Genomic DNA, 25,030 nt, shown 5'->3' with positions numbered 1-25,030 from the left:
CACATCCGCCCCCTATTCTGCCGCTGCGAGTTGCATGCCGGACGATCTGTCAAGCAGCGGCGGGCGGAAGCTTTTGAGACGCAGCGCGTTGGTCAAGACAAACACGCTGGAAAGCGCCATGGCTCCGGCTGCAAGGACAGGCGACAGCAGAACACCGTTGGCAGGATACAATATTCCGGCCGCCACGGGAACGAGTGCGGCATTATAGGCAAAGGCCCAGAACAGGTTCTGGCGGATGTTGCGGATCGTCGCCTTGGACAACGCAATGGCATTCGCGACACCGCGCAAATCGCCAGACATCAATACCACATCGGCGCTTTCTATGGCGACATCCGTACCCGTGCCGATTGCCAGACCGACATCGGCCGCCGCAAGGGCCGGCGCATCGTTGATGCCATCACCGACGAAGGCCACCCGCCGGCCATCGGCCGCAAGTCTTTTAACGGCCTCGACCTTGCCGTCAGGCAGCACTTCCGCCACCACTTCGTCGATACCAAGACGGCGGGCAATGGCTTCGGCCGTGCGGCGGTTATCGCCTGTTATCATCGTGACCTTGAGACCAAGCGCATGCAGCGCTGCTATCGCCTCCGGGGTCGTCGGCTTGATCGGATCGGCAACAGCGATGATGGCGGCCAGCCGGCCATCGACAGCGGCATAAAGCGGCGACTGCCCTTCCCTGCCCAGCCGGTCGGCATCGTCGGCGAACTTCGCAATATCGTAACCGAGCTTCACCATGAAGCGGTCGGCGCCCGCCTCGACCTTGCGGCCGTCAACCGTTGCCGCAACGCCGAAACCGGGGGTCGCCTCAAAGCCGGCCGCGTCGGCAAGCGTCAGGCCACCATGTTTCGCCGCCTCGACGATCGCTTCGGCTATGGGATGCTCGGAACGGCTCTCAAGCGAGGCGACAAGGCGCAACACCTCATCCTGATCGAAGCCTTCTGTCGTGGTGAAATGCACCAGTGTCGGCTTGCCGAGCGTCAGCGTGCCGGTCTTGTCGACGGCGATGACATCGGCGTCACGCAAAGTCTGGAGAGCATCGCCGCGCCGGAACAGCACGCCCATTTCGGCTGCACGGCCGGTTCCGACCATGATCGAGGTCGGGGTGGCAAGGCCCATGGCGCAGGGGCAAGCGATGATGAGGACAGCGACGGCGTTAACCAGCGCAAAGGTCAAGGCCGGGTCCGGTCCGAGAATGAACCAGACGATGAAGGTGACGAGTGCAGCGAGCATGACTGCAGGCACGAACCAGTTGGTCACCTTGTCCACCAGCGCCTGTATCGGCAGTTTGTCGGCCTGCGCTTCCTCGACCATGCGGATGATCTGCGCGATCAGCGTGTCGGCGCCGACCTTCGTGGCGCGGAACGTGAAGGAGCCGTTTCTGTTGACCGTACCGCCCACGACTTCGGACCCAGCCGTCTTGGTCACCGGCACTGGTTCGCCTGTAATCATCGATTCGTCGACATAGGAAGAACCATCAAGCACCAGACCATCGACTGGCACTTTCTCGCCGGGACGGACGACGATGACATCGCCGGTCGCAACATCCTGCAGCGGCACATCGATGATTTCACCATTGCGCATCACGCGGGCGGACTTGGCCTGCAGGCCGACGAGCCGCTTTATCGCCTCGCTGGTGCGGCCCTTGGCGCGCGCCTCGAGGAAACGGCCGAGCAGGATAAGCGTGACGATCACCGCTGCGGCCTCATAATAGACATTGGCCGTGCCTCTCGGCAGGATTTCGGGCACGAAGGTGGCGACGACCGAGAACCCCCAGGCGGCGGCAGTGCCCAGCACCACCAGCGAATTCATATCTGGCGCCAGCCGCAGAAGTGCGGGGATGCCTTTTTTGAAGAACCGCAGGCCCGGCCCGAAGAGGACAAGCGTGGTCAGCGCGAATTGCAGATACCAGCTTTCCCGCATGCCGACGGTTTCCATCACGAAATCATGGATGGCGGGCACAAGATGCGAGCCCATCTCCAGAATGAAGACCGGCAGCGTCAGGGCAACAGCGGTGGCCAGGCTGATTTTCAAACCGCGCAATTCGGCTTCGCGCCGGTCCGGCTCGTCACCCTTGGCCTTGTCGGCGACGATCTCGTTTGCCTTGTAACCGGCTTGGCTGATTGCTTCGGCCAGCCTGGCGGCAGAGACGGCATTGCCGGCGACGCGGACGGTGGCGCGCTCCGTTGCGAGATTGACACTCGCGTCGGAGACACCGGAAACGGCCTTCAGCGCCTTTTCGACACGGCCGACACAGGACGCGCAAGTCATGCCCTCGATATCGAGTTCGATGGTTTTCTCGTCGACGCTATAGCCTGCATTTCGCACGGCATCGACAACGGCCGAAACGTTGGGCGCTCCTGAAAAAGCAATATCGGCGCGCTCCGTCGCAAGATTGACCGAAGCCTTGACGACCCCCGGCACCTTGGCAATAGCCTTCTCGACACGACCGACGCAGGAGGCACATGTCATTCCCTCGATGGCTATCGAATGGTTCGCCTGTATCTGGATTTGTGACATGCGCATGACCTCTTTTTCTCTTTACAAAAAAAAGATAGGGCTTCCCATCGTGGCAAGGTCAATAGGCTCTTTTGGATGATTTTCACGGAGAAATGCCGCGAGCGTGAACAAGCCCATTTTTTAGGCTGACTCATCCGTCATGATGCAATCGATTGCCCGGATATCGACTATCCTGGCGCAGAATCCATCCCGAATGCCCGCATGTCGCAGGAAAACGGCAGAGAAATCTTTTAATTGGAGATGGAAATGGTGCGGACGGCGGGACTTGAACCCGCAAGACCAATGGTCGGCAGATTTTAAGTCTGCTGCGTCTACCGATTTCGCCACGTCCGCATTGTCGCGCCGCGTGCCAACAGGCCCCGGCGCTACAAAATTGCCTTGTCATTCCTCAGGCGCAGGATCGAACGAAACCCTGACCCCAAGCACCGACAGCGCCACATCTACACAGGCCGCACCGTTTCGGTCAACCGGGCCTTAGCCACACCAGGACTGATTTTTTGCCGAGACCGGATGAGCCAGGCCTTCCCGCACGAGTTGATCGGCAAAGGATACGCCCGAACGTGAAATCCGTTTGCGTTCCATGGCTTGCCCGCCGGCTGTTGCCGACGACGCCACATCGAATGCGCCGGCATTCAACATATCCCGCAACCGCACCTTGGCAATGAAACCGCGCTGACGCTCTTCCATGCATCGCGCCCGGTCGATCTGCGGGACCTCAATGCCGGCGAGCTGCATTTTCACGCCCTTCATCCAGAAGGTATTGCCATCGGCCACGCAATTTGTGAGACCTGAGCGACCACAAAAGGCAAAGGCGCCGCTTTTTTCTCCCAGCGAGACTTTTTCGACCGAAGGGCGTGTTTCCGGCAGGATAGCGGCAACCTGGCTCTGCTGTGCCGCAGGCGGCATGGCAATCGAGCGTGGCGGCACCGGACCATTGATCGGTGAAACCGGCGATGCGGGGCGGATGGCCGCCACCTTCTCCGGTGCGGCCGTCTCGCGTTTGGCGGCTACGGCGATCTTGGGGGAATTTGTCGTCGTGGATGTTGCCTTCGCGACATGCCGCTGCGGCATAAGACTGTCGCGATGTTCGTAAGCCTGAATGCCGCCGGCCACGACGCCCAGCATTAGCACCCAGGGCCAAACGCTGCCACCGGCCGATTTCTTCGCCGTACGGCGTCGCGTTGTCGGTTTTCGATTGCTCACGATCAGACTCCTTTTTACGGAGCCGCATTATCGGTCAAGAGAGTTTCTGAAAGGTTGGCATTCCAGAGCGCCTTCGCTTTTCCTGAAAATGCTCGAACAGAGTTGTGGAAAAACGATCAGCGAACCTGATCAAGCAGCCGCTTGCATTCGAGAAGATCGAACAGCGCCTCCTGCAACAGCGCTTGGTCATCCTTGCCGATGCCAGATTTGCCGACCGATATCTCGGTATCGCTGTTACCGCCGCCGAAGCCGAAAAATCGGCCGCTCGGCTTGGCTTTCGGGCGGCCGACGACCTCGTCTCCGTCCGGATCCAGCACGCGCGGTTCGGCAACTTCCTTTTCGCCGCTCGCTGCCATGATGGCTTCCATGGTAGCAAGATCGCCCGACGCGATTGCCGCCACGAAACGGTTTCCGTTGGTTTTCAGAAGTTTCTGCACACCTTTGATGGTGTAGCCGTGGTCATAAAGAAGATGACGAATGCCCTTGAGGAGATCGATATCATCAGGGCGGTAATAACGGCGGCCCCCGCCCCGTTTCATCGGCTTGATCTGCGGAAAGCGCGTTTCCCAGAAACGCAGCACGTGCTGCGGCAGGTTCAGCTCATCCGCCACTTCACTGATCGTCCGAAACGCGTCGGGGCTTTTGTCCAAACTTCCACTCCCATCCGGACCTTGAGCGCCATGCACCCAGCCGGACACTGAACAAGAACGCTTTTCACCAGCCGATACCGTGCATCATGTCTTGCGAAAAATCGAACCCGATCCTCGCACCGATGCCCGTGGCGGCAAGATACCATTTATCTAAAATTGATTATGATGTGAGTCGACCAGATTTCAACGGCTTGCACGTCGAAATTCAAGCATGTTCACAAGAAGAATGGGGATAAAGGCTTGCCATGCGGCAAAAAACCCGTGTTACAGCCGGCTTACGCCCCGGCTTTCTGACCCTTTTGCTTGGTCTTGCGAGCCGTATGCGCCTTCAGGATTCGCTGTTTCAGCACGTTTGACGCCTTGAAGGTCATGACGCGGCGTGGCGAAATCGGAACTTCCTCACCCGTTTTCGGGTTGCGGCCGATACGCTCGTTCTTTTCCCTGATCTGAAATGTCGCGAAGGACGAGAGCTTGACGACCTCGCCGCGCGTGATCGCATTACAAATCTCGTCGATGATCGTTTCGACCAGTTCGGCGGATTCGGTGCGGGACAGCCCGACTTTACGAAACACAGATTCTGCAAGATCTGCGCGTGTCACTGTCTTCCCGGCCATTTTTCCCCACAAACCGTGTCTGAATTTTTCTCTAGGAGCCGCCGAGATTATTTCCCTTGTGGCGACCGGTCAAGGGATTGTTCCAGATTCATTTGAGGCTTTCGGCAATCAGTGCAATGGCTTAGAGCGACTGACGCGGTTTTGCCGCACGCGGGGGTCGCTTCAGCGCGTTTGAACGGGGTACTGCCGCAAAAATCACAACCGATTTTGTGCCAACGCCCCGGTAAACGCTAAAATTTGCCGTTACCAGCGCAGCAGCACTGCGCCCCAGGTGAAACCGCCGCCCATCGCCTCCAGCATGACCAGATCGCCTTTCTTGATGCGTCCGTCACTGGCCGCAACGGCAAGCGCCAGCGGAATGGATGCGGCCGACGTATTGCCATGCTTATCGACGGTGATGACGACTTTTTCCGGATCGATATTGAGCTTTTTTGCCGATCCGTCGATGATGCGCTTGTTGGCCTGATGCGGGACGAGCCAGTCGAGATCATCAGCCGTCGTGCCTGTCGCCTCGAAAGCCTGTTCGATGACGTCGGTGATCATGCCGACAGCGTGCTTGAACACTTCCCGGCCTTCCATGCGCAGATGGCCGACCGTGCCGGTCGTGGAAGGTCCACCATCGACGTAAAGCTTGTCCTTGTGCGAACCGTCGGAGCGCAGCTGCGAGGTGAGGATGCCACGATCGCTGGAAGTACCTTCGCCTTCGCCTGCCTCGATTACGAGTGCGCCTGCACCATCACCGAACAGAACGCAGGTGGTGCGGTCCTTCCAGTCGAGAATGCGCGAGAATGTTTCGGCGCCGATCACCAGCACGCGCTTGGCCATGCCGCCGCGAATGTAAAGATCGGCGGTGGCCACGGCATAGACGAAGCCGGAGCAGACGGCCTGCATGTCGAAGGCGAAACCGTGGGTCATGCCGAGACGGTTCTGGATGTTTACCGCCGTTGCCGGAAATGTATTGTCCGGTGTCGAAGTTGCCAGAATGATGAGGTCGATATCATCGGGCGTCAGGCCGGCATTGTCGAGCGCCGCACGCGCCGCAGCCTCGCCGAGCGAAGCGGTGGTCTCACCTTCTCCCGCTATGTAGCGCTGACGAATGCCCGTGCGCTGCACGATCCATTCATCGGAAGTCTCTACGACCCCTTCGATTTCACTATTGGTCATGACACGCTTCGGAAGCGCTGCCCCGAAACCACGTACGATAGAGCGGATCATTCCCTTATTCCTCGTCAGCCACGAGAGCTTCGGGCGCCGGGGGCGGAAGCCGTCTTGCGTGGTAAATCTTCAGATCGTTTTCAATTTTTGCTGTAAGACCGTTATGGACCATGTCGTAGCCGACATCGACCGCGGAGGCAAAACCGATGGCATCCGTGCCGCCATGGCTTTTGATGACAATGCCGTTCAGGCCGAGAAACACGCCGCCATTGACCTTGCGCGGGTCCATTTTTTCTCGCAGCACATCGAAAGCGCTTTTCGCGAGAATATAACCGATCTTGGCAAAGAAGCTGCGGGAGATCGCCTCACGCAGAAGCGTGGTGATCTGGCGCGCCGTGCCTTCGGCGGCTTTGAGCGCAATGTTGCCGGTGAAACCTTCGGTCACCACCACATCCACCGTGCCCTTGCCAATGTCGTCACCCTCGACGAAACCGCGGTAATCGATGGTGCCTAGATCGGCCTCGCGGATCAGCCGTCCGGCTTCACGGACCTCTTCCTGACCCTTCACCTCCTCGACGCCGACATTCAGCAAACCGACGGTCGGACGGTCGATATCGAAAAGCGCACGCGCCATGGCGCCGCCCATCAGGGCAAAATCGAGCAATTGCTGGGAATCGGCGCCAATCGTGGCACCAACATCGAGCACGATGCTTTCGCCTTTCAGCGTCGGCCATATGCCGGCGATGGCCGGGCGTTCCACCCGCGCCATGGTGCGCAAACAGAATTTGGCCATGGCCATCAGCGCGCCAGTATTGCCGGCGGATACGACGACGTCCGCTTCACCGAGCTTCACGGCCTCGATGGCGCGCCACATGCTGGAGACATAGCGGCCACGACGAAGCGCCTGACTTGGCTTTTCGTCCATGGCGACCGAGATTTCACAATCGTGAAAGACCGATTTTTCCCGAAGTGCGGGATATTGTGCCAGAATGGGGTCGCACTTGCTTTTCTGCCCGTAGAGCAGAAAAGTCACATCGTTGTGCCGTTCAAGCGCCTTGGCGGCACCGGGTATGGCAACATCAGGGCCGAAATCGCCACCCATGACGTCAATCGCTATTCTGATCACTCGTCCCTTATCCTTTTTGCCGCCACTCAAGCGGATTTTGCGCGAAAATACCTGTTCCGGCCTGTGTTACAATAAAATTATTTCAGCCCGGCGGCGCATTCAGTCTTTTTTCCAGTCTTTCAACACGGCGAAAGGCGACGGACGCTTTTCTTCTTCAGGCTCATTTTCGGTCGTATCGGTAAATTCGATATCCGATTTGCGCGGATAGGGATCGATCGCAAGGGCTGCGAATTCCGCAACAGTCGCGCCAACATCAATGCTGTCGCCGGTGAACTGGTCGGGAATGTCAGGGCCATTGGGATCGAGTACGATCTCCCCTTCCTCATTGGTGACCATCCTCGCCAGCTTCGATCCTTCCGGAACGAAAATATGCTCGACGCTCTCGTCGATCTTGCTGGAAACCGGCTCCAGCGTCACGACGCAGGACTGGGTCACGGCCGCATGCACCTCGCCCTTGATCTTCACGCCATCCCTCTTCCAGCGGGTAACCTGCAGTTCCGCCTTCAGATATTCGACGGAAACCACATCCCAGAATTTCGCCAGCGCCTTCAGTTCCTCGGCATTGGCTTCAAGACCAATCCTCACCGGATTGGCGGAAATATGGCCTACCTTTACGGGGTAGGAAAAAGGCAGATCGTCATTTGCGGCGTGTCGCGCGTTCATCGTAAACCTCATAGTCCAGGCAAAGGCAGCTTCAGGCTTCCGGTTGCTATCGTTTCTTCGGAGCCTGCGGAAAGGGTGGAAGACGCCTCCATCATCCAGTCCGCAAGCCCGTCCAGTTCCGGTGCCTTCTCATCTGTCTGGGGGTATATATTGCGCCGGAGCGCTGCGGCAAGGGCAACGGGGTCGGATGCATCCAGCGCCGCCGCATAGGATTCGAGCCGCCCGTAGAACATACCGGCAAATTTCTTCATGCGCTTCGGCACGCCCTGGTCGCCAATGCCGAGCTCACGGATGGAATGGTCGATATCCTGAAAAAAGGCGTCGACGATCTCCTGGGCGATTTCCTGCCCGCTCACACCGGAGGATTTGGTGCGGCGGAAATAGAGAATCATGATGATCGACAGCATCTCGAAGCGGCCCATCACCGTGTCCGGAACGCCGAGATCAAGATAAAAAGCGGGCGTGCGGGCCGCAGCCGTCAGGATCGCATATTGCCGGTCTACTATGGCGCGGTTGTTGTTTTTCTGTCTGAACAGCCCGAATATCATCGTTTTTTTCCGAACGGGGCTGGTGAATTCGCTCACCCGCCTATCGCACTTGTTGCATGATCGCCAAAGCTGGTTTACCGAAGCATCCACGAATTGCAATGCTGTCGCGGTCACGTTCGTCTTTCGGCTGAAACAGTCTAAGAGACCGGAAGAGTTTCCAAAGGCCGTGAAAGCGTTGAATTTGGGGGGTGATCGGGATTTTCCGTCCCCGGATTGACACAATCATGTGCACAGACACTGTGCACCACGCAATGCCGGAAGGTGCCATTCATGATCGCAGTCGGGGAAAAGCAGTTGAGCAAGCAGAAATCCGCAAGTCACGGTAAAATTCTGGGCAAGACCGCCATCGCAATCGTCGTCGCGTCCACCCTGCTTTCCGCCTGCACCAGCACCACCGATGTGTTCCACAACGGCTACGTCATGGACGAGCAGTCGCTTCAGCTGATCCCGGAAGGTTCCAGCCGCGAGCAGGTTCTGCTGACCATGGGCACGCCCTCCACCACGGCGACGTTCGGCAACGAGGTTTTCTATTACATCTCGCAGAAGCGTGTGCGCCGCGCCGCTTTCATGAAGCCGACGTTGGTCGAACAGAACATTCTCGCGATCTATTTCAACAAGGACGGCGTAATCGAGCGTAAGGCCAATTACGCGCTGCAGGACGGCAAGGTCTTCGACACGATTTCGCGTACCACCCCGACAGGCGGCAAGGATCTCACCTTCCTGCAGCAGCTGCTGTCCGGCGGCACCTCGGGCGCCAACATCGCCAAGAGCATTCTTGGCCAGAGCGGCAACACCCCCTGATCGGAAGACGGAACGAAAATTCAAAGGCCCGGAGATCGCTCCCCGGGCCTTTTTCTTTGTCGATGCTGCAACTCCTTAGTGGGCGAGAACCGCCAATAGCAGTAGCGCCACGATATTGGTGATCTTGATAGCCGGGTTGACCGCCGGACCGGCGGTATCCTTGTAGGGATCGCCCACCGTATCGCCCGTAACCGACGCCTTGTGGGCGTCCGAACCCTTGACGTGGCGCACGCCGTCCTTGTCGATGAAGCCATCCTCGAAGCTTTTCTTGGCGTTATCCCACGCACCACCACCGGAGGTCATGGAAATCGCCACGAACAGGCCGTTGATGATGACGCCAAGCAACGATGCACCGAGTGCGGCAAAGGCAGAGGCCTTGGAACCTGATATAAGCAGCACGCCGAAATAAACGACGAGCGGCGCCAGAACCGGCAACAGCGACGGAATGATCATCTCCTTGATCGCCGCCTTGGTCAAAAGATCGACCGCCCTGCCGTAGTCCGGTTTTTCCGTTCCTGCCATGATGCCAGGCTTTTCGCGGAACTGGCGGCGAACTTCCTCGACGATCGAGCTTGCCGCCTTGCCCACCGCCGTCATGGCGATACCGCCAAAGAGATACGGAATGAGGCCGCCGAACAGCAGACCGGCAACGACGTAAGGATTGGCAAGGCTGAAGGATATTTCGCCGATATCCTTGAAGTAAGGATAGGTATCGCCATTGGCAGCGAAATAGGACAGGTCGTTGGAATAGGCGGCAAACAGCACCAGCGCGCCGAGACCGGCAGAGCCGATGGCGTAACCCTTGGTCACCGCCTTGGTGGTGTTGCCGACGGCATCCAGCGCGTCGGTCGCCTTACGCACATCCGGGTCGAGACCGGCCATTTCGGCAATGCCGCCGGCATTGTCAGTCACCGGACCGAAGGCGTCGAGCGCCACGATCATGCCCGCCAGACCAAGCATGGCGGTGACCGCGATGCCCGTGCCGAACAGGCCACCGAGCTGGTAGGTGCCGATGATGCCGCCAACGATGACAAGCGCCGGCAGCGCCGTCGATTCCAGCGAGACTGCAAGACCCTGGATGACGTTGGTGCCGTGGCCCGTGACCGAAGCCTGCGCGATGGAATTGACCGGGCGTTTGTTGGTGCCGGTATAATATTCGGTGATGACGACGATCAGCGCTGTTACCACAAGGCCGACCAGCCCGCACAGGAAGAGGTTTGTGCCGGTAATCTCCATTCCGGCAACCGTGCCGATGGTACCCCAGCCCACGGTCGCGTAAGTTGCCACGGCAAGCCCCGCAATCGAGAAGACACCGGTGGCAATCAGCCCTTTATAGAGAGCGCCCATGATGGAGTTGTTGGTGCCCAGCTTGACGAAGAAGGTGCCGGCAATCGAGGTCAGGATGCAGGCGCCGCAAATGGCCAGCGGGTAGACCATCGCGCTTTCCAGTATCGGCGTTCCGGCAAAGAAGATCGCCGCAAGCACCATGGTTGCGACCACCGAGACGGCATAGGTCTCGAAAAGGTCGGCCGCCATTCCGGCGCAATCGCCGACGTTGTCGCCGACATTGTCGGCGATGGTTGCCGGGTTGCGGGGGTCGTCCTCGGGAATGCCTGCTTCGACCTTGCCGACGAGATCGCCGCCGACATCTGCACCCTTGGTGAAGATGCCACCGCCGAGACGGGCGAAGATGGAGATAAGCGAAGCGCCGAAACCGAGCGACACCAGCGCGTCAATCACCTCACGCGATCCGGGCGCATGGCCGAGCACCGAGGTGAGGATGAAATAATAGATGGATACGCCAAGCAGCGCGAGGCCAGCCACCAGCATGCCCGTGATGGCGCCTGATTTGAACGCGATGTCGAGACCGGCGGCAAGGCTGTGGGATGCGGCTTGTGCGGTGCGCAGATTGGCACGGACGGAGACATGCATGCCGATGAAACCGGCAGCACCCGAAAGCACGGCGCCGATGATAAACCCGATGGCCGCGAGAGCCGACAGCAGATACCAGGCGAGAACGGCGACAATCAATCCGACGATGGCGATGGTGAGATATTGACGGGTGAGATAAGCCTGCGCACCTTCACGGATAAAACCTGCTATTTCACGCATACGCTCGTTGCCCTGATCGGCAGCGAGAACGCTCCTGGTCGTCCATGCCGCGTAAACCACGGACAGGACCCCACATAAAATCACTATGGGTATTACGGTCATGCGCACTTACCTCCCAAAAGGCCGGGTCTCACTCCCTCCCCGGCGTGGCGAACCATGTGCAAGGACAGGAGCGATCAAATGCGCGGCCTGTCCTGTCGTGGCCATTCTTCCCCTCCCAAGGAAAAATGACCTGCGCGGCAAGATTGCGTTGGCGAAAGGCGTGGCGTCAAGCCCACAAATTTGCCTGAAACATGAAAGGGGTAGAGATCGAAGGCGATCTTACGCGGCGTTTCTGCGCGGGGTCAGCAACAGCGACGCCACCAGCACGAGGCATAGCCCCGCAACCGGCCAGATAACGAGGTTCATGACCGACCAGCCCCAGGCTGTAAACACCTTGCCGGAAGAGAAGGACGACAGCGCTACCGTGCCGAACAGCACGATATCGTGAAAGCCCTGTACCTTGTCTGCCTCATGCGGGCGGTAGCTGGAGGTGATGATGGCGGTAGCGCCGATGAAGCCGAAGTTCCAGCCGAGACCGAGGAGAATGAGCGCCGCCCAGAAGTTCCACAATTCGATGCCCATATGGGCGACGACGGCGCAGGCCATCAGCACGACGAGACCGGCTGCAACGATTTTTTCCGCGCCGAATCGCGCAATCAACATACCGGTGAAGAAACTTGGGCCGAACATGGCGAGAACGTGCCACTGGATGCCGAGCGTCGCAAGTTCGGTGGGAAACCCGCAGCCGACCACCATGGCGAGCGGCGCGCCGGTCATCATGAAGGTCATCAACGCATAGGAACCGATGCCGCAGACCATGCCGGTGACAAACCGGTGCGTGCGCACGATTTCCGACAAAGGCCGTGCCGCCTGCGCGTGGATAGAGGCGGCCTTCGGGTCCGGCAATTTCAGGAATGCCAGAATGGCAATCGCGATGATGCCGAGCGGCACCAGCGCGATGAAAGCACCGGCGAAGGTGACCGGTGCGAAGACATCCTTGCCGAAAATGGCAAGCTGCGGCCCGATGATCGCCGAGACGATGCCACCCGCCAATATCCAGGAAATGGCTTTCGGCTTGTAGAAAGAGGGGGATGCGTCGGCAGCAGCGAAGCGGATTTTCTGCGTGAAGCCGCCGGAAATGCCGATCAGCAGCAGGCCGATCGCAAATAGCCAGAAGTCGGAGCGGAAGAGTGCCACGGCAGCAATGCCGCCGCCGATGGAGCACATCAGCGCGCCGACCATGAAGCCCGCCTTGCGGCCGAGAAAACGCGATGCTGCGGCAACGCAGATGGCGCCCAGCGCCACGCCGATGTTGAAACCGGTAAGCGGCGCCGTTGCCAGCGACTTGTCAGCCCCGAGCAACTGGTAACCGGCAAGCGCGCCAACCGAGAAGCTCATAGGTGCTGCCGAGCCCATGATCGCCTGTGCGGCGGTCAGGAGGAAGACGTTGCGCTTCGCCTCGTCCAGTTGAACTTCAAGTCCGGGGACGGAAACGGCGCTCATATCTTCCTCACCTAACGTATTTTAGCGTTTTGCCTCGCCGCGTACCTGCTTGGCAATGCGGTCCAGAACCGCGTTCACCAGCTTCGGCTCGTCATGCTCGAAGAAAGCACGGGCGATTTCGACATATTCCGTAACGATGACGGCGACCGGAACGTCCTTGCGCTCCAGAATCTCGAAAGCGCCGGCACGCAAGATAGCGCGAACGGTGGCATCAAGACGCGACAGCGGCCAGTCTTCCAGAAGTGCGGAGCGCACCAGTGGGTCGATCTTCGTCTGATCGCGGACGACGCCGGACACGATGGAACGGAACCAGGAAGGATCGGCCTTCAGATAGGTATCGCCATCGACTTCCTGACCGAGACGATGTGCCTCGTATTCCGCCACGACTTCCATCACGCCGGTGCCGCCGACATCCATCTGATAAAGTGCCTGCACGGCCGCGAGGCGCGCAGCGCCACGCTGGTTGGCGGGCTTTACCGAAGGCTGGCGCGGTTCGCCGCCATTTTCAACATCCGACATGCGTTCAGCCACCCAGTTTTTTCTTGAGCTCGATCATCGTCAGCGCGGCGCGGGCCGCAAAACCGCCCTTATCCTTGTCAGAACGGCGAACACGTGCCCATGCCTGATCGTCGTTTTCGACGGTGAGGATGCCGTTGCCGATGGCCAGCGATTCGCTGACGGCGAGATCCATCAGGGCGCGGGAGGATTCGTTGGAAACGATGTCGAAGTGGTAGGTCTCGCCACGAATGACCATGCCGAGCGCTACGAAACCATCATATTCCGTGCCTTCGTTGTCGCCGCCATCCAGCGCCATGGCAATGGCAGCGGGGATTTCGAGCGCGCCGGGAACGGTGATGACGTCATAGGTTGCGCCAGCCTCATCCAGCGCGAACTTCGCGCCTTCGAGAAGAGCGTCTGCCATATCGTCGTAAAAGCGTGCTTCCACGATAAGAAGATGGGGTTTGGACATGGGATTTTCCTGAAAAGGTTCGGGCCGGATCATACCGGCTTTTGCGGCGGTCAAACCACGGCTGGCCGTTTTTGGCAAGTAATTTCATGTGTCACCCGCGCAAGAGGCCCCGTTTGCAAGACAATTGCGCAGGTTTTCGCCGTATCAGGCGCGGCTTACGAAAATCAGGTTTTCTGGAAAGCCAGATGTACGCCAAGCCCCATCAGCAACGTTCCCGCAGTGCGACGGGCAAGCACCTGCACCCTGCTGGAGCGCTTGAGCCGCCCGACCATCGCGCCCGCCAGAAGCACGCCAACGAGATCGGCGGAGGAAAAAATGAAATTGACAGCGATACCGAGGATCAGCAATTGCAGCCAGATCGGAAAGGCCGCCGCCGGATCAACGAATTGCGGCAGAAACGCCAGAAAGAACAGCGCCGTCTTCGGATTGAGCACGTCGACGATGATGCTGTCGATGAAGGCGCGCCTTGCCGATTTCGGTTCGATGGTCAGATTGACGGTCTCACCTTCAAGCTTGCTGCGCAGCATCGAGAAGCCGAGCCAGATGAGATAAAGCGCGCCACACAGCTTCACGGCCAGATAAAGCCACGGCACCGCCTGGAACAGCACCGAAAGCCCCGCCGCAGAGGCGACGATATGGAAATAGCAGCCGACATGGATGCCAAGCACCGCCATCAGCCCGGCAAACCGGCCGCGCGCCATGGTCTGCGCCGCCGCATAAAGCATGGCCGGGCCGGGAATATAGGCAAACAGGGCGGTGGTGATGAAAAAGGCTGTCAGCAGTTCGAAAGACGGCATGTCGTAATCCCCCTACCCCGTTTGGGCCTAAAGACGTCTTTATAGTGTTTGCGCGTCAATCGAAAGCGGAGTGCGGGACAACAACTGATCTGTCGCGATGGCGGAGGACGGTAAAGTCTATCCGGCATTCTGGCCTTGAGAGGTAATTCAGTCAACGCGCGTCTGCGCGGCGGCAAGAGTCTTTTCAGCCCAAGGATTTGGGCTGGCTGGATACCGGCTCAAGGCCGGGAGTGTATTTCAGCACAATAGATGCCGAACGTTGTTACGCCGAGGGGAACTCCGCAAGCCTTGCGGCATATCGCGCCATGGTGTCGACTTCGAAATTGACGAAATCACCCGGTTGGCGCTCACCCCATGTGGTGACTGTGAGCGTATGGCGGATCAGGAGCACGTCGAAATCCGTTCCGTCGACCGCATTGACGGTCAGAGAAGTGCCATCGAGTGCAATGGAACCCTTGGGCGCCACGAATTTCGCCAGATGGTCGGGCGCGCGCAGGCGGATACGGACCGCCTCACCTTCCGGCTCGACAGACAGAATCTCCGCCTTGCCGTCGACATGGCCGGAAACGATGTGACCGCCAAGCTCGTCGCCAATCTTCAGGGCGCGCTCCAGATTGACGTGCGTGCCCTTCTGCCAGCCCGCAATCGTCGTCAGGCGCAATGCCTCTTCCCAGGCTTCGACCTCGTACCAGCGCTCGTTGCTGCCGTCTTCGGGCAGTTTGGTCACCGTCAGGCAGACGCCGCCATGGGAGATCGATGCGCCCATATCGATGGTCTTGGGATCGTAATTGGTCGCCACCCGCAGACGAATGCCTTCCGCCAGAGCTTCCAACTCGGACACGGTTCCAACATCGGTGACAATTCCGGTAAACATCAAAGCGGCCTTTCATAATCGAAGCAGCGATCCGGCCCGTAGGCGGTTTCGCTGACCAAAACATAATCGCCCGGAATATCGGCACGGCTGAGCGGCGTTTCAATCCCGCCTTCACCAACCACGACCGGGCTTTCAAACAGCATGATACGGTCCACGAGATCGGCTTCAAGGAACGATTTTGCGGCAAAAGCGCCGCCTTCGACCAGAAGTTCCGACATGCCGCGTTCAGCGAGAATGTGAAGGAGGTTCTCGAGGGTTGGTGCTTCAAGGATTTCGACGCCCGCGTCGGTCAGTTGTTGGCGTCGGCGGTCGGGGCTACCCCCCTCTGCCCTGCCGGGCACCTCCCCCCTTGAGGGCAAGATACCCGGCAGGTCAGAGGGGGATAACGCCGCGACGATTACCGGCACCTCGCGTGCACTTCCCGCCAGCTTAGACGTCGACGGTAGTTCAAACTTGCGATCAAGCACGATTCGGACCGGAGAACGATCTTCGAGACCTGCAATTCGAACGGTCAGTTCCGGATCGTCCGCTATCGCGGTACGGATGCCCACGAGGATGCAATCGCAGCGCGCTCTCAGTTCATGCACGGCGTGCCTGGCCTGCGGACCGGTGATCGCTACCTGCCCCTCCCCTTGTCTGCCGATCATGCCATCGGAAGAAATGGCAAGTTTCAGAATCACATGCGGGCGTTTTTTAACCTGGCGTGTGAGGTAACCCGCAAGCGCTCTCTTGCCTTGTTCGCGCAGCAGGCCGGTTTCCACGACAATGCCCGCCTCCCGCAGGATGGAGTAACCGCGACCGGAAACACGCTCGTCCGGGTCGTCTACCGCCACAACGACACGGGCCACGCCGTATTCGACCAGCGCGTTGGCGCAGGGCGGCGTCTTGCCCCAGTGCGAGCAGGGTTCAAGGGTGACATAGGCTGTTGCGCCGCGCGCCGCTTCGCCGGCGATTTCCAGCGCCTGGCGTTCGGCATGGGGGCGGCCGCCAATTGCGGTCACCGCTTCGGCGATGATTTTTCCGTCCTTTACGAGAACGCAACCGACGGAGGGATTGGTCTCGGTTTGACCCTGATGACGCAGGGAAACCTCGATTGCCCGGGCCATGAATTTTTCGTCATCGGCGCGGCTCGTCACGTCTATGCTCCGGCGTCTGTATCTCGGGCGATCTTGGCGTTGATTTCGGCAATCACGTTCTCGAAGTCCTCGGCATGACTGAAATCGCGATAGACCGAGGCGTAGCGTACGAAGGCCACGTCATCGAGGCTCTTCAGCGCTTCAAGCACCTGGAGGCCGATTTCTTCCGAGGGGATTTCCGTCTCACCGGAACTTTCCAGACGGCGAGCGATGCCCGAGACGGCCCGCTCGATCCGGTCCCGGTCAACCGGGCGTTTGCGTAGCGCGATCTCAAAGGATCGCACCAGCTTTTCCCGGTCGAAGGGCAGCTTGCGGCCGCTTTTCTTGATGACCATCAGCTCGCGCAGTTGCACGCGCTCATAGGTTGTGAAGCGGCCGCCGCAATCGGGGCAGATGCGCCGCCGGCGGATGGAGGTGTTATCCTCCGCCGGACGCGAGTCCTTGACCTGTGTGTCTTCGGAACCGCAGAATGGGCAGCGCATCTCTTTACGTCCTTACATGTACGGATACATCGGGAAACGGTCAGTCAGGCCGACGACCTTTTCGCGCACCGCAGCTTCAACAGCAGCGTTGCCCTCATCCGAATTGGCGACCTTCAGACCATCGAGAACCTCGACGATCAGCTTGCCGATTTCGCGGAATTCCGCTTCCTTGAAACCGCGCGTCGTGCCGGCCGGCGTGCCGAGACGCACACCCGAGGTGACGAAGGGCTTTTCCGGATCGAAAGGAATGCCGTTCTTGTTGCAGGTGACGTAGGCGCGACCGAGAGCTGCTTCAGCACGCTTGCCGGTGGCGTTCTTCTTGCGAAGGTCAACCAGCATCAGGTGGTTGTCGGTGCCGCCGGAGACGACATCAAGACCACCTTCGATCAGCGTTTCGGCAAGCGCCTTGGCGTTCTTGACGACCTGTGCGGCGTAATCCTTGAATTCCGGCTGCAAAGCTTCACCGAAGGCAACTGCCTTTGCGGCGATGACGTGCATCAGCGGACCGCCCTGCAGGCCGGGGAAAACGGCGGAGTTGAACTTCTTGGCCAGATCCTCGTCATTGGTGAGGATCATGCCGCCACGCGGGCCGCGCAACGACTTGTGCGTCGTCGTGGTGGCAACGTGGCAATGCGGGAACGGCGACGGATGCTGGCCACCGGCAACGAGACCAGCGATGTGGGCCATATCGACCATCAGATAGGCGCCGACTTCATCGGCGATCTCGCGGAAGCGCTTCCAGTCCCAGATACGGGAATAGGCGGTGCCGCCGGCAAGGATAAGCTTCGGCCGGGTTTCCTTGGCCTTGCGCTCCACCTCGTCCATGTCGAGCAGGTTGTCACCTTCGCGCACGCCGTAAGACACGACGTTGAACCACTTGCCGGACATGTTGACCGGCGAACCGTGCGTCAGATGGCCTCCGGAGTTCAGGTCGAGACCCATGAAGGTGTCGCCCGGCTGGAGCAGCGCGAGGAACACGGCCTGGTTCATCTGCGAACCGGAATTTGGCTGGACGTTGGCGAAGTTGACGCCGAACAGCTTCTTGGCGCGCTCGATGGCAAGCTCTTCAGCAATGTCTACGAACTGGCAGCCGCCGTAATAACGCTTGCCCGGATAACCTTCGGCATATTTGTTGGTCATGATCGAACCCTGCGCTTCAAGCACAGCGCGGGAAACGATGTTTTCCGAGGCGATCAGTTCGATCTCGTGGCGCTGGCGACCCAGTTCCTTCTCGATCGCGCCGAAAATATCCGGATCGACTTCGGCAAGCGGACGGGAGAAGAAAGCATCTGTGTTCGACATGGTGAAGGCTCCTGAAACAGTAATGCGATGGCGTCTTAGCGCCCTGCCCGAACAAGAGCAATACGGGCAGCGAGATTTGCCCGTCAAACTGCGACGTTGCGACAAAAAACGGCAGCTGTTTTTTCAAAACCAGCAGCGAAAATGAAAAAAGCCGCACCCGACGGGGTGCGGCCTTTCACTTAAATATAAAAACCTGATGGCAGCGCCGGATCAGTTGCGCGGCAACAGGTCGTCGTCGACAGGTCCAGCCGGCTGTTCGATGCCGGTGGTGGTGTTGAGCGCCAGTTCGGCGTTGCCGTCCTTTTCATAGATGTCGTCGCGGAACTGTACCACGCCGTCCTTCGCCGACCATGCGGTGATATAGACGAAATAGACAGGCACTTCCTGCGCCAGCTTGATCGGTGTGTTGACGCGGGTGGCGATGACGCGTTCCATTTCCTGACGCGACCAGCCGGGCGTGTCGCGCAGCAGCCAGCTTGTGAGGTCTCGCACGTTCTGTACGCGCACGCAGCCGGACGATTCGAACCGCATCAGCTTGTTGAACAGACCCTGCTGCGGCGTGTCGTGCATATATTCGTTGTTCGGATTGTGGAAGTTGATCTTCGTCGAGGACATGGCGTTGATCTTGCCGGGGTCCTGGCGGAACATCAGGTTCGGTGCCTTTGGCGCAAACCAGTCGACCGCCGTCGGCGAAACTTCCTGTCCCTTGCCGTCGATGAGGCGGATGTTGTTCCGCTCCAGATAGGTCGGGTCCTTCTGCATCAGCGGCACGATGTCCTTTTCGACGATCGAGCGCGGCGCTGTCCAGTAAGGGTTGAGGATGACTTCGTAAATCTTGGAATTGATGACGTGCGTCGGGCGGCTGGCGCGACCGACGACGGCGGTGTTGCGCAGGACGACGCGCTCATTCTCAACCGCTTCGATGGCAGCGGCCGGAATGTTCACCATCAGGTGACGCTGGCCGAGATCGCCGGACATGGACTGAATGCGCACGAGGTTGGTCTGCAACTGCGCCAGACGGATCTGGGCCGAAACATTGAGCGCCTTGGTCGTATATTCGCCGCTGACACCATCGGCGGGAAGGCCGTGGCGGGCCTGGAAGCGCTTCAACGCACCATCGACGTAAGAGTCGAAGGCGCTGGAAATGCCAGCTTCGCGCGGCAGGTCGCCGGAGACCATCAGTCGCTGGCGAAGCGCCTGAACGGAAGGATCGGAAACGCCGATCTGGAGACGCTGCTGGGTGACGGGCACGTCCGGCCAGCCGCCATTCTGCACGATCTGCTGATATTGCATGATTGCCTGCTGCATGTAGACAGGCGCTTCCCGTCCGAGAACCGGGTTGTTGGAAACGACACCAACGGCGGAACGCGACGAATTCGCGTCGAACTGGTCATCCCAGTTGCCGCGGCGCGATGAGCCCATGAGATCGTTGAGCGCATTCTGCGCCAGGGCGGGCGCGGCAAGCGCGGCAACACCAACGGAAACAGCCGAGCGCAGAAGCGCACGGCGCGATACGGATTCGGAAACGGATTTTTTTGTCATTCTACCTACCAGCCACTCTCTTCGGCATTCTCAACAATGCCTAAATCAATATGATTAACAAACACGTACAACGTGTCTGCCGGCCGGTAATGCTCAATACCCATGGTCTGGGCGCTATTGTCTGGCAGAACAGTCGGGACTTGCCACGACAGCAGGAGAAACCGCCGGCTCCTTCACCTTTGCGGGTCCCATATCAATATGGCCAATTCGTGTCACGGACCTTTTCTCACGAAGCTGTGTATGCCTGCAAAACAGGGCGAAAACGCACCTGAGAGACCGGGCTTGACACGCACAGGTGAACGGCGCCTCCAACACGAATCCGCAAACCGGAGGCAAACCGATGCCCCCGGCTCTAACAGTGAAACCGCCGCGGAATTAGAGACGATAAGCGATCGAGTCGTTCCAGAAGCGATCGAGGCGCTGCAGCAGCTTGTTCATTTCGGAGAATTCGCCGGTGCCGATGCCGCCGACCTTTTCGATCGAGCCGACGTGGCGCTCGTAGAGGTGAGCAACCGTTTCTGCGATTTCCTGGCCTTTTTCAGTCAGGCTGATGCGGACCGAGCGGCGGTCGACACGCGAGCGCTGGTGGTTGATGAGACCGAGGTCTACCAGCTTCTTGACGTTGTAGGAGACGTTCGATCCGAGGTAATAACCACGCGAACGAAGCTCGCCGGCCGTCAGTTCGGAATTGCCGATGTTGAACAGCAGGAGCGCCTGAACGGCGTTGACATCATCGCGACCCTGACGATCGAACTCGTCCTTGATGACATCGAGGAGGCGGCGGTGGAGACGTTCCACCAGGTGCAGCGACTCCATGTAGAGCGAACGGATGGTATCTTCATGTGCGTCGGCAACAACGGCCTGCGGCTTTGCTTTGCTATTGATCATGACTGCCTCACTGTTTTGTTTGGCGGTGTGTTTGTTTGTCTCCCGCCTTGAGTGAGAACCTAATCAATGCGCATAAAATTCTACTTAAAAGCTACGATTAACAAATGCTTACCTGCATTTTCCCAAGTGGGTCAAACTTGTGGCGAAGCGGGACTGGCTTATCGCCATGCATTACAAATCAAAGACTTAGCAATAAAATTCGACCGAAAACCAGGCTGAATTGCTTTATTCTTATGGTAAATCAATTCTTGCGCGCTCTTCATTCTGGCGCTGATCGAGCCAAAAAGCGACCAAGAATAGTATATAAATGGTTGCCACGAGACCGTGCATGACGGGTACAAGCGTGTTGGCGCCGAAGATATATGGCCACACCTTATACATGGCGATCTGGGTGCCGGCACCCAAGACCCACATGACCGCCCCCCAGGAGGCGCCGAGCCAGAGACCGAGCGCCGCGACCGGGAAAATCACCGCAAGCGCACTGCCCGCCACCCGCCATGGCAGGTTAAGCATATCGAACCGCCCATGCCCGCCGAGAGAATATCCCGTCAGCATCGCCCAATATTGCAGGCCGAACCAGAAACAGGAAACCGCGACCAGCCTCATGAAGACCAGAAAGAGGATTTCCGTCAGCGGACGTTTGGGCAGAGGTTGAGAATCAGGTTCCATGGCCGGAAGATACGGTTTCGACGGGCGGGCGACCAGCCCATATTGAATTCGGCGGCTTGCCTTGTCAAAGCACCCTCGCCCACCGGGGAAGTCCAGGGGGAAACATTGTCGCATTCGCACGGCGCTTGCTTCGTGTTATGCAGCTTTCCTGACTTGGGTGGGATACGAAGGACATTCTTACATGCAGGACAAAACGCATCTGGTCGACGCGATCACCGGCCATCGCCGCATGCGCCGCAATCGCAAGGCCGACTGGACTCGCCGTCTGGTTCAGGAAAGCCGCCTGACCGTCGATGATCTCATCTGGCCGGTCTTCATCGTACCGGGCAGCAATATCCTCGATCCCATACCGGCGATGCCCGGCGTAAACCGCATGAGCGTCGACAAGCTGGTCGAAGCGGCGAAGGAAGCCGCCGATCTCGGCATTCCGGCGATTGCGACCTTCCCGAATATCGAGATGGACTTGCGCGACGAGACCGGCTCGAATGCGCTCGAGGCCAACAACCTCATCAATCAGGCGACCATCGCGGTCAAAAAAGCGGTTCCGAATATCGGCATGATCACCGATGTTGCGCTCGATCCCTTCACCAGCCATGGGCATGACGGCATTCTGCGCGGCGATGAAATCGTCAATGACGAGACCGTGGATCAGGTCGTTCGTGCTGCAATCCTTCAGGCCGATGCCGGTTCGGACATTATTTCTCCGTCCGAGATGATGGATGGCCGCATCGGCGCCATCCGCCGCGGCCTGGATGCGGCCGGGCACCAGAACGTCGGCATCATGGCCTATGCCACAAAATTCTCCTCCGGCTATTACGGTCCGTATCGCGAGGCCATTTCGACGGCCGGACTGCTGAAGGGGGACAAGAACAGCTATTACATCAGCCCCGCCAACGGCATGGAGGCAATCCGCGACGCAGCGCTCGACGTGGAAGAAGGTGCTGACATGCTGATGGTCAAACCGGGCTTGCCCTATCTCGACATCTGTTGGCGGCTGAAAGAGAATTTCGGGCTGCCCACATTCGCCTATCAGGTGTCCGGTGAATATACCCAGATCAAGGCAGCGGCCATGCATGGCTGGATCGACGGCGAGCGCGTGATGATGGAAACGCTTCTCTGTTTCAAGCGTGCAGGCTGTGATGGCATTCTGAGCTATTTCGCAGTGGAAGCCGCGCGCAAACTCGCGAAGGGCTGACAGCCGACGCTTATTGTATTCGGTCGTTTTCTTCCCATATTGTTTGCTGACACGGAATGCTGCCTGACGAAAAGCGCGTTTCGAGCTGTCATGTCTTCTCAGGAGAAAACGACCGATGAACCTCGACCAGAACCCTACCTATGTCGCACCGGACGACTGGCGCGCCTATAGCGGCGTCCTGAGCCGACGCATCTTCGCTTTCCTGATCGATTACGCGATCGTTCTCCTGCTGTGCATTCCGGCGGCCGTGATCGTCTTCTTTCTCGGCGTGATTACGCTGGGTCTCGGCTTCTTCCTCTATCCGGCCCTGTTCGTCATCGTCGCGGTACTTTATTTCGGCGTAACGCTCAGCGGCCCGTCGCAGGCCTCACCTGGCATGCGGGCGATGGGCATCGCGATGGCGCGCATGGACGGACGGCGAATCGATTTCCTTCTGGCCACCGTGCACATTGCGCTTTTCTGGATCATCAACTCGGTTTTGACGCCGCTTATCCTGCTTGCAGGCCTTTTTACGGAGCGCTCTCGCCTCGTTCACGACTTCCTGCTCGGCACCGTCATGGTCAGAACCTACTGATATAAGGGAAAGCCACGAAAACGTGGCTTGCATATCAGGCAAATAGCGCATGGTGCAGTTGACGTTTTCCGTCATTTTGCCATTCTGTGACATTATGCATGTCGCTTGAAGCGTCGCCGCACCCCGTGAAATCGCGGCGCGCTTTCACAACAGACGCAGGAGGCGATCACGGTTCGATGAACACGCAGGCGACGCCCTCTCCCCAATTCTATCTTACGGCACCGGCCACCTGCCCCTACTTGCCGAACCAGATGGAGCGGAAGGTTTTCACGCATCTGGTCGGCCCGCGTGCGTCGGAAATGAACGACCTTCTGACCCAGGGCGGCTTCAGGCGTTCACAGAACATCGCCTATCGCCCGGCGTGCGAAACCTGTCGAGCTTGCGTTTCCGTGCGCATCCTTGCCGAACAGTTCCAGCCGACGAAATCGATGCGGCGCGTTCTCTCCATCAACAAGGATGTCGTCGCCACCGTTCATGCCGCTGAGCCATCCACCGAACAGTTCTCACTGTTTCGCCGCTATCTCGACCATCGGCACCAGTCAGGCGGCATGTCCGACATGTCGGCGCTCGACTATGCGATCATGATCGAAGACACGCACGTCAACACCCGCATCATCGAATACCGTGTGCGAGAGCCCGGCTCCGGCATCGATTCCAGCAAACGAGGTGAACTTCTCGCCGTAGCGCTGAGCGATGTGATGAGCGACGGGCTGTCGATGGTCTATTCCTTCTTCAACCCCGATCTAGAAAAGCGCTCGCTCGGCACTTTCATGATCATGGATCACATCACCCGCACACGCGCGCTCGGCCTGCCGCACGTCTATCTCGGCTACTGGGTCGATGGTTCTGAAAAGATGGGCTACAAGACGCGCTACCACCCGCAGGAGCATCTGACACCGCGTGGGTGGGAGGTTTATTTGCCTGCGGTAGAGACAGCCGAATAGATCCAGTCCAACACCGGCATTGTCTCACCGTGACGACCATGTTATAACTTGGTTATAACAGGAGTTGGCGTCATGAACATCACAATCCGGAAAATCGGTAATTCCGAAGGCATTATCATCCCAAAAGAAGTCCTGGATCGCATGGGTCTCAAGACGGGTGATACCCTTGAACTAAGGGAAGTCTCCGGGAACATCGAACTCGTCCCTGAACAAGCGGATTTGAGCGAGCAGCTTGAAGCTGCCCGGCGCGGCATGAAGAAATACCATGTGGCGCTGAGAGAACTCGCAAAATGAAAAAAATTAAGTGGCTGTCCCGAACTTCCATTGAAATAATACATCGGGAACAACTTGTTGAACATGGTGGCCTGCAAGGTCTAAAAGACGAGAACGCACTTGAGGCAGCTTTGGCACGCCCCCTTCACAAAGCCGCCTACGGTGAGGAAGACGCTCTAAGGCTTGCATCCGCCTATCTTTACGGGATAGCCCGCAACCACCCATTTTCAGATGGAAACAAACGAACCGCGTTTCTAGCGGCCTACACCTTCTTGTTCATCAACGGCCATGAAATCCACGCCGAGCAAGCTGATGTCATCGCTTTTGTTCTCGACGTCGCTGCCGGCAACATTGATGAGGACGGCGTTTATCTTTTTCTACGCGACCACGTCGTCCCACTCGATTAAACGGAAGCGCCGCACGTCTTTCGATATGCGGCGCTTCTTCTGT

The 25,030-nt window shown here is 58.7% G+C and carries 26 protein-coding genes and 1 tRNA gene; 6 read left to right on the top strand and 21 right to left on the bottom strand.

Annotated features, from left to right (window positions below; all coding sequences use genetic code 11):
• Positions 1-12: 12 nt before the first annotated feature.
• From ACQZ6D_RS00915 to ACQZ6D_RS00875, 9 genes are all read right to left on the bottom strand, one after another.
• Complete coding sequence (locus ACQZ6D_RS00915; RefSeq protein ID WP_065704980.1) at positions 13-2,517, bottom strand: heavy metal translocating P-type ATPase; 2,505 nt, start codon at positions 2,515-2,517, stop codon at positions 13-15.
• Positions 2,518-2,764: 247 nt separating this feature from the next.
• A tRNA-Leu gene (locus ACQZ6D_RS00910) sits at positions 2,765-2,850 on the bottom strand.
• A gap of 141 nt (positions 2,851-2,991) precedes the next feature.
• Positions 2,992-3,720: a hypothetical protein gene (locus tag ACQZ6D_RS00905; RefSeq protein WP_013635890.1), complete on the bottom strand. Its 729-nt coding sequence runs from the start codon at positions 3,718-3,720 to the stop codon at positions 2,992-2,994.
• Between the two features lie 116 nt (positions 3,721-3,836).
• Positions 3,837-4,370, bottom strand: a complete 534-nt coding sequence (locus tag ACQZ6D_RS00900; RefSeq protein ID WP_003512531.1) for a MerR family transcriptional regulator — start codon at positions 4,368-4,370, stop codon at positions 3,837-3,839.
• A 275-nt stretch (positions 4,371-4,645) separates the two neighbouring features.
• Positions 4,646-4,984, bottom strand: coding sequence for an integration host factor subunit alpha (locus ACQZ6D_RS00895; protein ID WP_003512530.1), 339 nt, complete (start codon positions 4,982-4,984; stop codon positions 4,646-4,648).
• Between the two features lie 243 nt (positions 4,985-5,227).
• Entirely contained in the window at positions 5,228-6,199 is a 972-nt protein-coding gene (locus ACQZ6D_RS00890; protein WP_003512529.1) for a beta-ketoacyl-ACP synthase III, read from the bottom strand.
• A 4-nt stretch (positions 6,200-6,203) separates the two neighbouring features.
• Positions 6,204-7,265: a phosphate acyltransferase PlsX gene (gene plsX, locus ACQZ6D_RS00885; RefSeq protein WP_003512528.1), complete on the bottom strand. Its 1,062-nt coding sequence runs from the start codon at positions 7,263-7,265 to the stop codon at positions 6,204-6,206.
• A gap of 99 nt (positions 7,266-7,364) precedes the next feature.
• The gene (locus ACQZ6D_RS00880) at positions 7,365-7,928 is read right to left on the bottom strand and encodes a YceD family protein (protein ID WP_003512527.1); all 564 of its coding nucleotides are present in this window, start codon (positions 7,926-7,928) and stop codon (positions 7,365-7,367) included.
• An 8-nt stretch (positions 7,929-7,936) separates the two neighbouring features.
• A complete protein-coding gene (locus ACQZ6D_RS00875) occupies positions 7,937-8,476 on the bottom strand; it encodes a ubiquinol-cytochrome C chaperone family protein (protein ID WP_019565431.1) in 540 nt (179 codons plus the stop codon).
• Between the two features lie 270 nt (positions 8,477-8,746).
• Between ACQZ6D_RS00875 and ACQZ6D_RS00870 the strand changes: the two genes are divergently transcribed.
• Positions 8,747-9,277, top strand: coding sequence for an outer membrane protein assembly factor BamE (locus ACQZ6D_RS00870; protein WP_065661135.1), 531 nt, complete (start codon positions 8,747-8,749; stop codon positions 9,275-9,277).
• A 75-nt stretch (positions 9,278-9,352) separates the two neighbouring features.
• On the opposite strand, the gene ACQZ6D_RS00865 is transcribed toward ACQZ6D_RS00870, so the two are convergent.
• From ACQZ6D_RS00865 to ACQZ6D_RS00810, 12 genes are all read right to left on the bottom strand, one after another.
• Complete coding sequence (locus ACQZ6D_RS00865) at positions 9,353-11,491, bottom strand: sodium-translocating pyrophosphatase (RefSeq protein WP_035251686.1); 2,139 nt, start codon at positions 11,489-11,491, stop codon at positions 9,353-9,355.
• Positions 11,492-11,710: 219 nt separating this feature from the next.
• Positions 11,711-12,934: an MFS transporter gene (locus tag ACQZ6D_RS00860; protein WP_025593088.1), complete on the bottom strand. Its 1,224-nt coding sequence runs from the start codon at positions 12,932-12,934 to the stop codon at positions 11,711-11,713.
• A gap of 21 nt (positions 12,935-12,955) precedes the next feature.
• Positions 12,956-13,453 (bottom strand): transcription antitermination factor NusB, encoded by a 498-nt coding sequence (gene nusB, locus ACQZ6D_RS00855; protein ID WP_013635887.1) that lies wholly within the window; start codon positions 13,451-13,453, stop codon positions 12,956-12,958.
• Positions 13,454-13,457: 4 nt separating this feature from the next.
• Positions 13,458-13,904 (bottom strand): 6,7-dimethyl-8-ribityllumazine synthase, encoded by a 447-nt coding sequence (gene ribH / locus ACQZ6D_RS00850; protein WP_025593086.1) that lies wholly within the window; start codon positions 13,902-13,904, stop codon positions 13,458-13,460.
• Between the two features lie 164 nt (positions 13,905-14,068).
• Entirely contained in the window at positions 14,069-14,701 is a 633-nt protein-coding gene (locus tag ACQZ6D_RS00845; protein ID WP_065704748.1) for a LysE family translocator, read from the bottom strand.
• Between the two features lie 262 nt (positions 14,702-14,963).
• Positions 14,964-15,575: a riboflavin synthase gene (locus ACQZ6D_RS00840; RefSeq protein WP_003512512.1), complete on the bottom strand. Its 612-nt coding sequence runs from the start codon at positions 15,573-15,575 to the stop codon at positions 14,964-14,966.
• On the bottom strand, positions 15,575-16,711 hold the full coding sequence (ribD, locus tag ACQZ6D_RS00835) for a bifunctional diaminohydroxyphosphoribosylaminopyrimidine deaminase/5-amino-6-(5-phosphoribosylamino)uracil reductase RibD (RefSeq protein ID WP_065704751.1): 1,137 nt from the start codon (positions 16,709-16,711) through the stop codon (positions 15,575-15,577). Before ribD ends, ACQZ6D_RS00840 begins: the two co-directional genes overlap by 1 nt.
• A 2-nt stretch (positions 16,712-16,713) precedes the next feature.
• Positions 16,714-17,193 carry a transcriptional regulator NrdR gene (gene nrdR / locus ACQZ6D_RS00830; protein WP_003512508.1) on the bottom strand — a complete coding sequence of 160 codons (480 nt, stop codon included), beginning with the start codon at positions 17,191-17,193 and terminating at the stop codon, positions 16,714-16,716.
• Between the two features lie 12 nt (positions 17,194-17,205).
• Positions 17,206-18,495: a serine hydroxymethyltransferase gene (gene glyA, locus ACQZ6D_RS00825; protein WP_003512506.1), complete on the bottom strand. Its 1,290-nt coding sequence runs from the start codon at positions 18,493-18,495 to the stop codon at positions 17,206-17,208.
• 210 nt (positions 18,496-18,705) lie between these two features.
• On the bottom strand, positions 18,706-20,037 hold the full coding sequence (locus ACQZ6D_RS00820; RefSeq protein WP_003512501.1) for a L,D-transpeptidase family protein: 1,332 nt from the start codon (positions 20,035-20,037) through the stop codon (positions 18,706-18,708).
• Positions 20,038-20,412: 375 nt separating this feature from the next.
• Positions 20,413-20,922 (bottom strand): transcriptional regulator LdtR, encoded by a 510-nt coding sequence (ldtR, locus tag ACQZ6D_RS00815; protein ID WP_025593036.1) that lies wholly within the window; start codon positions 20,920-20,922, stop codon positions 20,413-20,415.
• Positions 20,923-21,156: 234 nt separating this feature from the next.
• Positions 21,157-21,594 carry a DUF6163 family protein gene (locus ACQZ6D_RS00810; protein ID WP_003512497.1) on the bottom strand — a complete coding sequence of 146 codons (438 nt, stop codon included), beginning with the start codon at positions 21,592-21,594 and terminating at the stop codon, positions 21,157-21,159.
• A gap of 181 nt (positions 21,595-21,775) precedes the next feature.
• On the opposite strand from ACQZ6D_RS00810, the gene hemB reads away from it, so the two are divergent.
• From hemB to ACQZ6D_RS00785, 5 genes are all read left to right on the top strand, one after another.
• Positions 21,776-22,789 (top strand): porphobilinogen synthase, encoded by a 1,014-nt coding sequence (hemB, locus tag ACQZ6D_RS00805; protein WP_003512495.1) that lies wholly within the window; start codon positions 21,776-21,778, stop codon positions 22,787-22,789.
• Positions 22,790-22,904: 115 nt separating this feature from the next.
• Entirely contained in the window at positions 22,905-23,363 is a 459-nt protein-coding gene (locus tag ACQZ6D_RS00800; RefSeq protein ID WP_003512493.1) for an RDD family protein, read from the top strand.
• Positions 23,364-23,539: 176 nt separating this feature from the next.
• Complete coding sequence (locus ACQZ6D_RS00795; protein ID WP_065704982.1) at positions 23,540-24,307, top strand: arginyltransferase; 768 nt, start codon at positions 23,540-23,542, stop codon at positions 24,305-24,307.
• Positions 24,308-24,379: 72 nt separating this feature from the next.
• Positions 24,380-24,601 carry an AbrB/MazE/SpoVT family DNA-binding domain-containing protein gene (locus ACQZ6D_RS00790; RefSeq protein ID WP_038490623.1) on the top strand — a complete coding sequence of 74 codons (222 nt, stop codon included), beginning with the start codon at positions 24,380-24,382 and terminating at the stop codon, positions 24,599-24,601.
• Positions 24,598-24,987, top strand: coding sequence for a type II toxin-antitoxin system death-on-curing family toxin (locus tag ACQZ6D_RS00785; RefSeq protein ID WP_065688205.1), 390 nt, complete (start codon positions 24,598-24,600; stop codon positions 24,985-24,987). Before ACQZ6D_RS00790 ends, ACQZ6D_RS00785 begins: the two co-directional genes overlap by 4 nt.
• Positions 24,988-25,030 lie beyond the last annotated feature (43 nt).

The sequence above is a fragment of the Agrobacterium sp. 22-3639C2 genome (assembly GCF_053522105.1).
Note: the sequence above shows the minus strand (reverse complement) of the source record. Positions and strands in the feature narration are given on the sequence as shown.

What these genes read in the sequence shown, in the direction of transcription:
- nrdR (WP_003512508.1), bottom strand. Translation starts at nt 17,193, where the DNA reads ATGCGCTGCCCATTCTGCGGTTCCGAAGACACACAGGTCAAGGACTCG.
- ACQZ6D_RS00880 (WP_003512527.1), bottom strand. Translation starts at nt 7,928, where the DNA reads ATGAACGCGCGACACGCCGCAAATGACGATCTGCCTTTTTCCTACCCC.
- nusB (WP_013635887.1), bottom strand. Translation starts at nt 13,453, where the DNA reads ATGTCGGATGTTGAAAATGGCGGCGAACCGCGCCAGCCTTCGGTAAAG.
- ACQZ6D_RS00890 (WP_003512529.1), bottom strand. Translation starts at nt 6,199, where the DNA reads ATGATCCGCTCTATCGTACGTGGTTTCGGGGCAGCGCTTCCGAAGCGT.
- hemB (WP_003512495.1), top strand. Translation starts at nt 21,776, where the DNA reads ATGCAGGACAAAACGCATCTGGTCGACGCGATCACCGGCCATCGCCGC.
- ACQZ6D_RS00810 (WP_003512497.1), bottom strand. Translation starts at nt 21,594, where the DNA reads ATGGAACCTGATTCTCAACCTCTGCCCAAACGTCCGCTGACGGAAATC.
- ACQZ6D_RS00785 (WP_065688205.1), top strand. Translation starts at nt 24,598, where the DNA reads ATGAAAAAAATTAAGTGGCTGTCCCGAACTTCCATTGAAATAATACAT.
- ACQZ6D_RS00820 (WP_003512501.1), bottom strand. Translation starts at nt 20,037, where the DNA reads ATGACAAAAAAATCCGTTTCCGAATCCGTATCGCGCCGTGCGCTTCTG.
- ACQZ6D_RS00860 (WP_025593088.1), bottom strand. Translation starts at nt 12,934, where the DNA reads ATGAGCGCCGTTTCCGTCCCCGGACTTGAAGTTCAACTGGACGAGGCG.
- ACQZ6D_RS00845 (WP_065704748.1), bottom strand. Translation starts at nt 14,701, where the DNA reads ATGCCGTCTTTCGAACTGCTGACAGCCTTTTTCATCACCACCGCCCTG.
- ACQZ6D_RS00800 (WP_003512493.1), top strand. Translation starts at nt 22,905, where the DNA reads ATGAACCTCGACCAGAACCCTACCTATGTCGCACCGGACGACTGGCGC.
- ACQZ6D_RS00915 (WP_065704980.1), bottom strand. Translation starts at nt 2,517, where the DNA reads ATGTCACAAATCCAGATACAGGCGAACCATTCGATAGCCATCGAGGGA.
- ACQZ6D_RS00795 (WP_065704982.1), top strand. Translation starts at nt 23,540, where the DNA reads ATGAACACGCAGGCGACGCCCTCTCCCCAATTCTATCTTACGGCACCG.
- ACQZ6D_RS00865 (WP_035251686.1), bottom strand. Translation starts at nt 11,491, where the DNA reads ATGACCGTAATACCCATAGTGATTTTATGTGGGGTCCTGTCCGTGGTT.
- ACQZ6D_RS00875 (WP_019565431.1), bottom strand. Translation starts at nt 8,476, where the DNA reads ATGATATTCGGGCTGTTCAGACAGAAAAACAACAACCGCGCCATAGTA.
- ACQZ6D_RS00790 (WP_038490623.1), top strand. Translation starts at nt 24,380, where the DNA reads ATGAACATCACAATCCGGAAAATCGGTAATTCCGAAGGCATTATCATC.
- ribH (WP_025593086.1), bottom strand. Translation starts at nt 13,904, where the DNA reads ATGTCCAAACCCCATCTTCTTATCGTGGAAGCACGCTTTTACGACGAT.
- ACQZ6D_RS00840 (WP_003512512.1), bottom strand. Translation starts at nt 15,575, where the DNA reads ATGTTTACCGGAATTGTCACCGATGTTGGAACCGTGTCCGAGTTGGAA.
- glyA (WP_003512506.1), bottom strand. Translation starts at nt 18,495, where the DNA reads ATGTCGAACACAGATGCTTTCTTCTCCCGTCCGCTTGCCGAAGTCGAT.
- ACQZ6D_RS00895 (WP_003512530.1), bottom strand. Translation starts at nt 4,984, where the DNA reads ATGGCCGGGAAGACAGTGACACGCGCAGATCTTGCAGAATCTGTGTTT.
- ACQZ6D_RS00870 (WP_065661135.1), top strand. Translation starts at nt 8,747, where the DNA reads ATGATCGCAGTCGGGGAAAAGCAGTTGAGCAAGCAGAAATCCGCAAGT.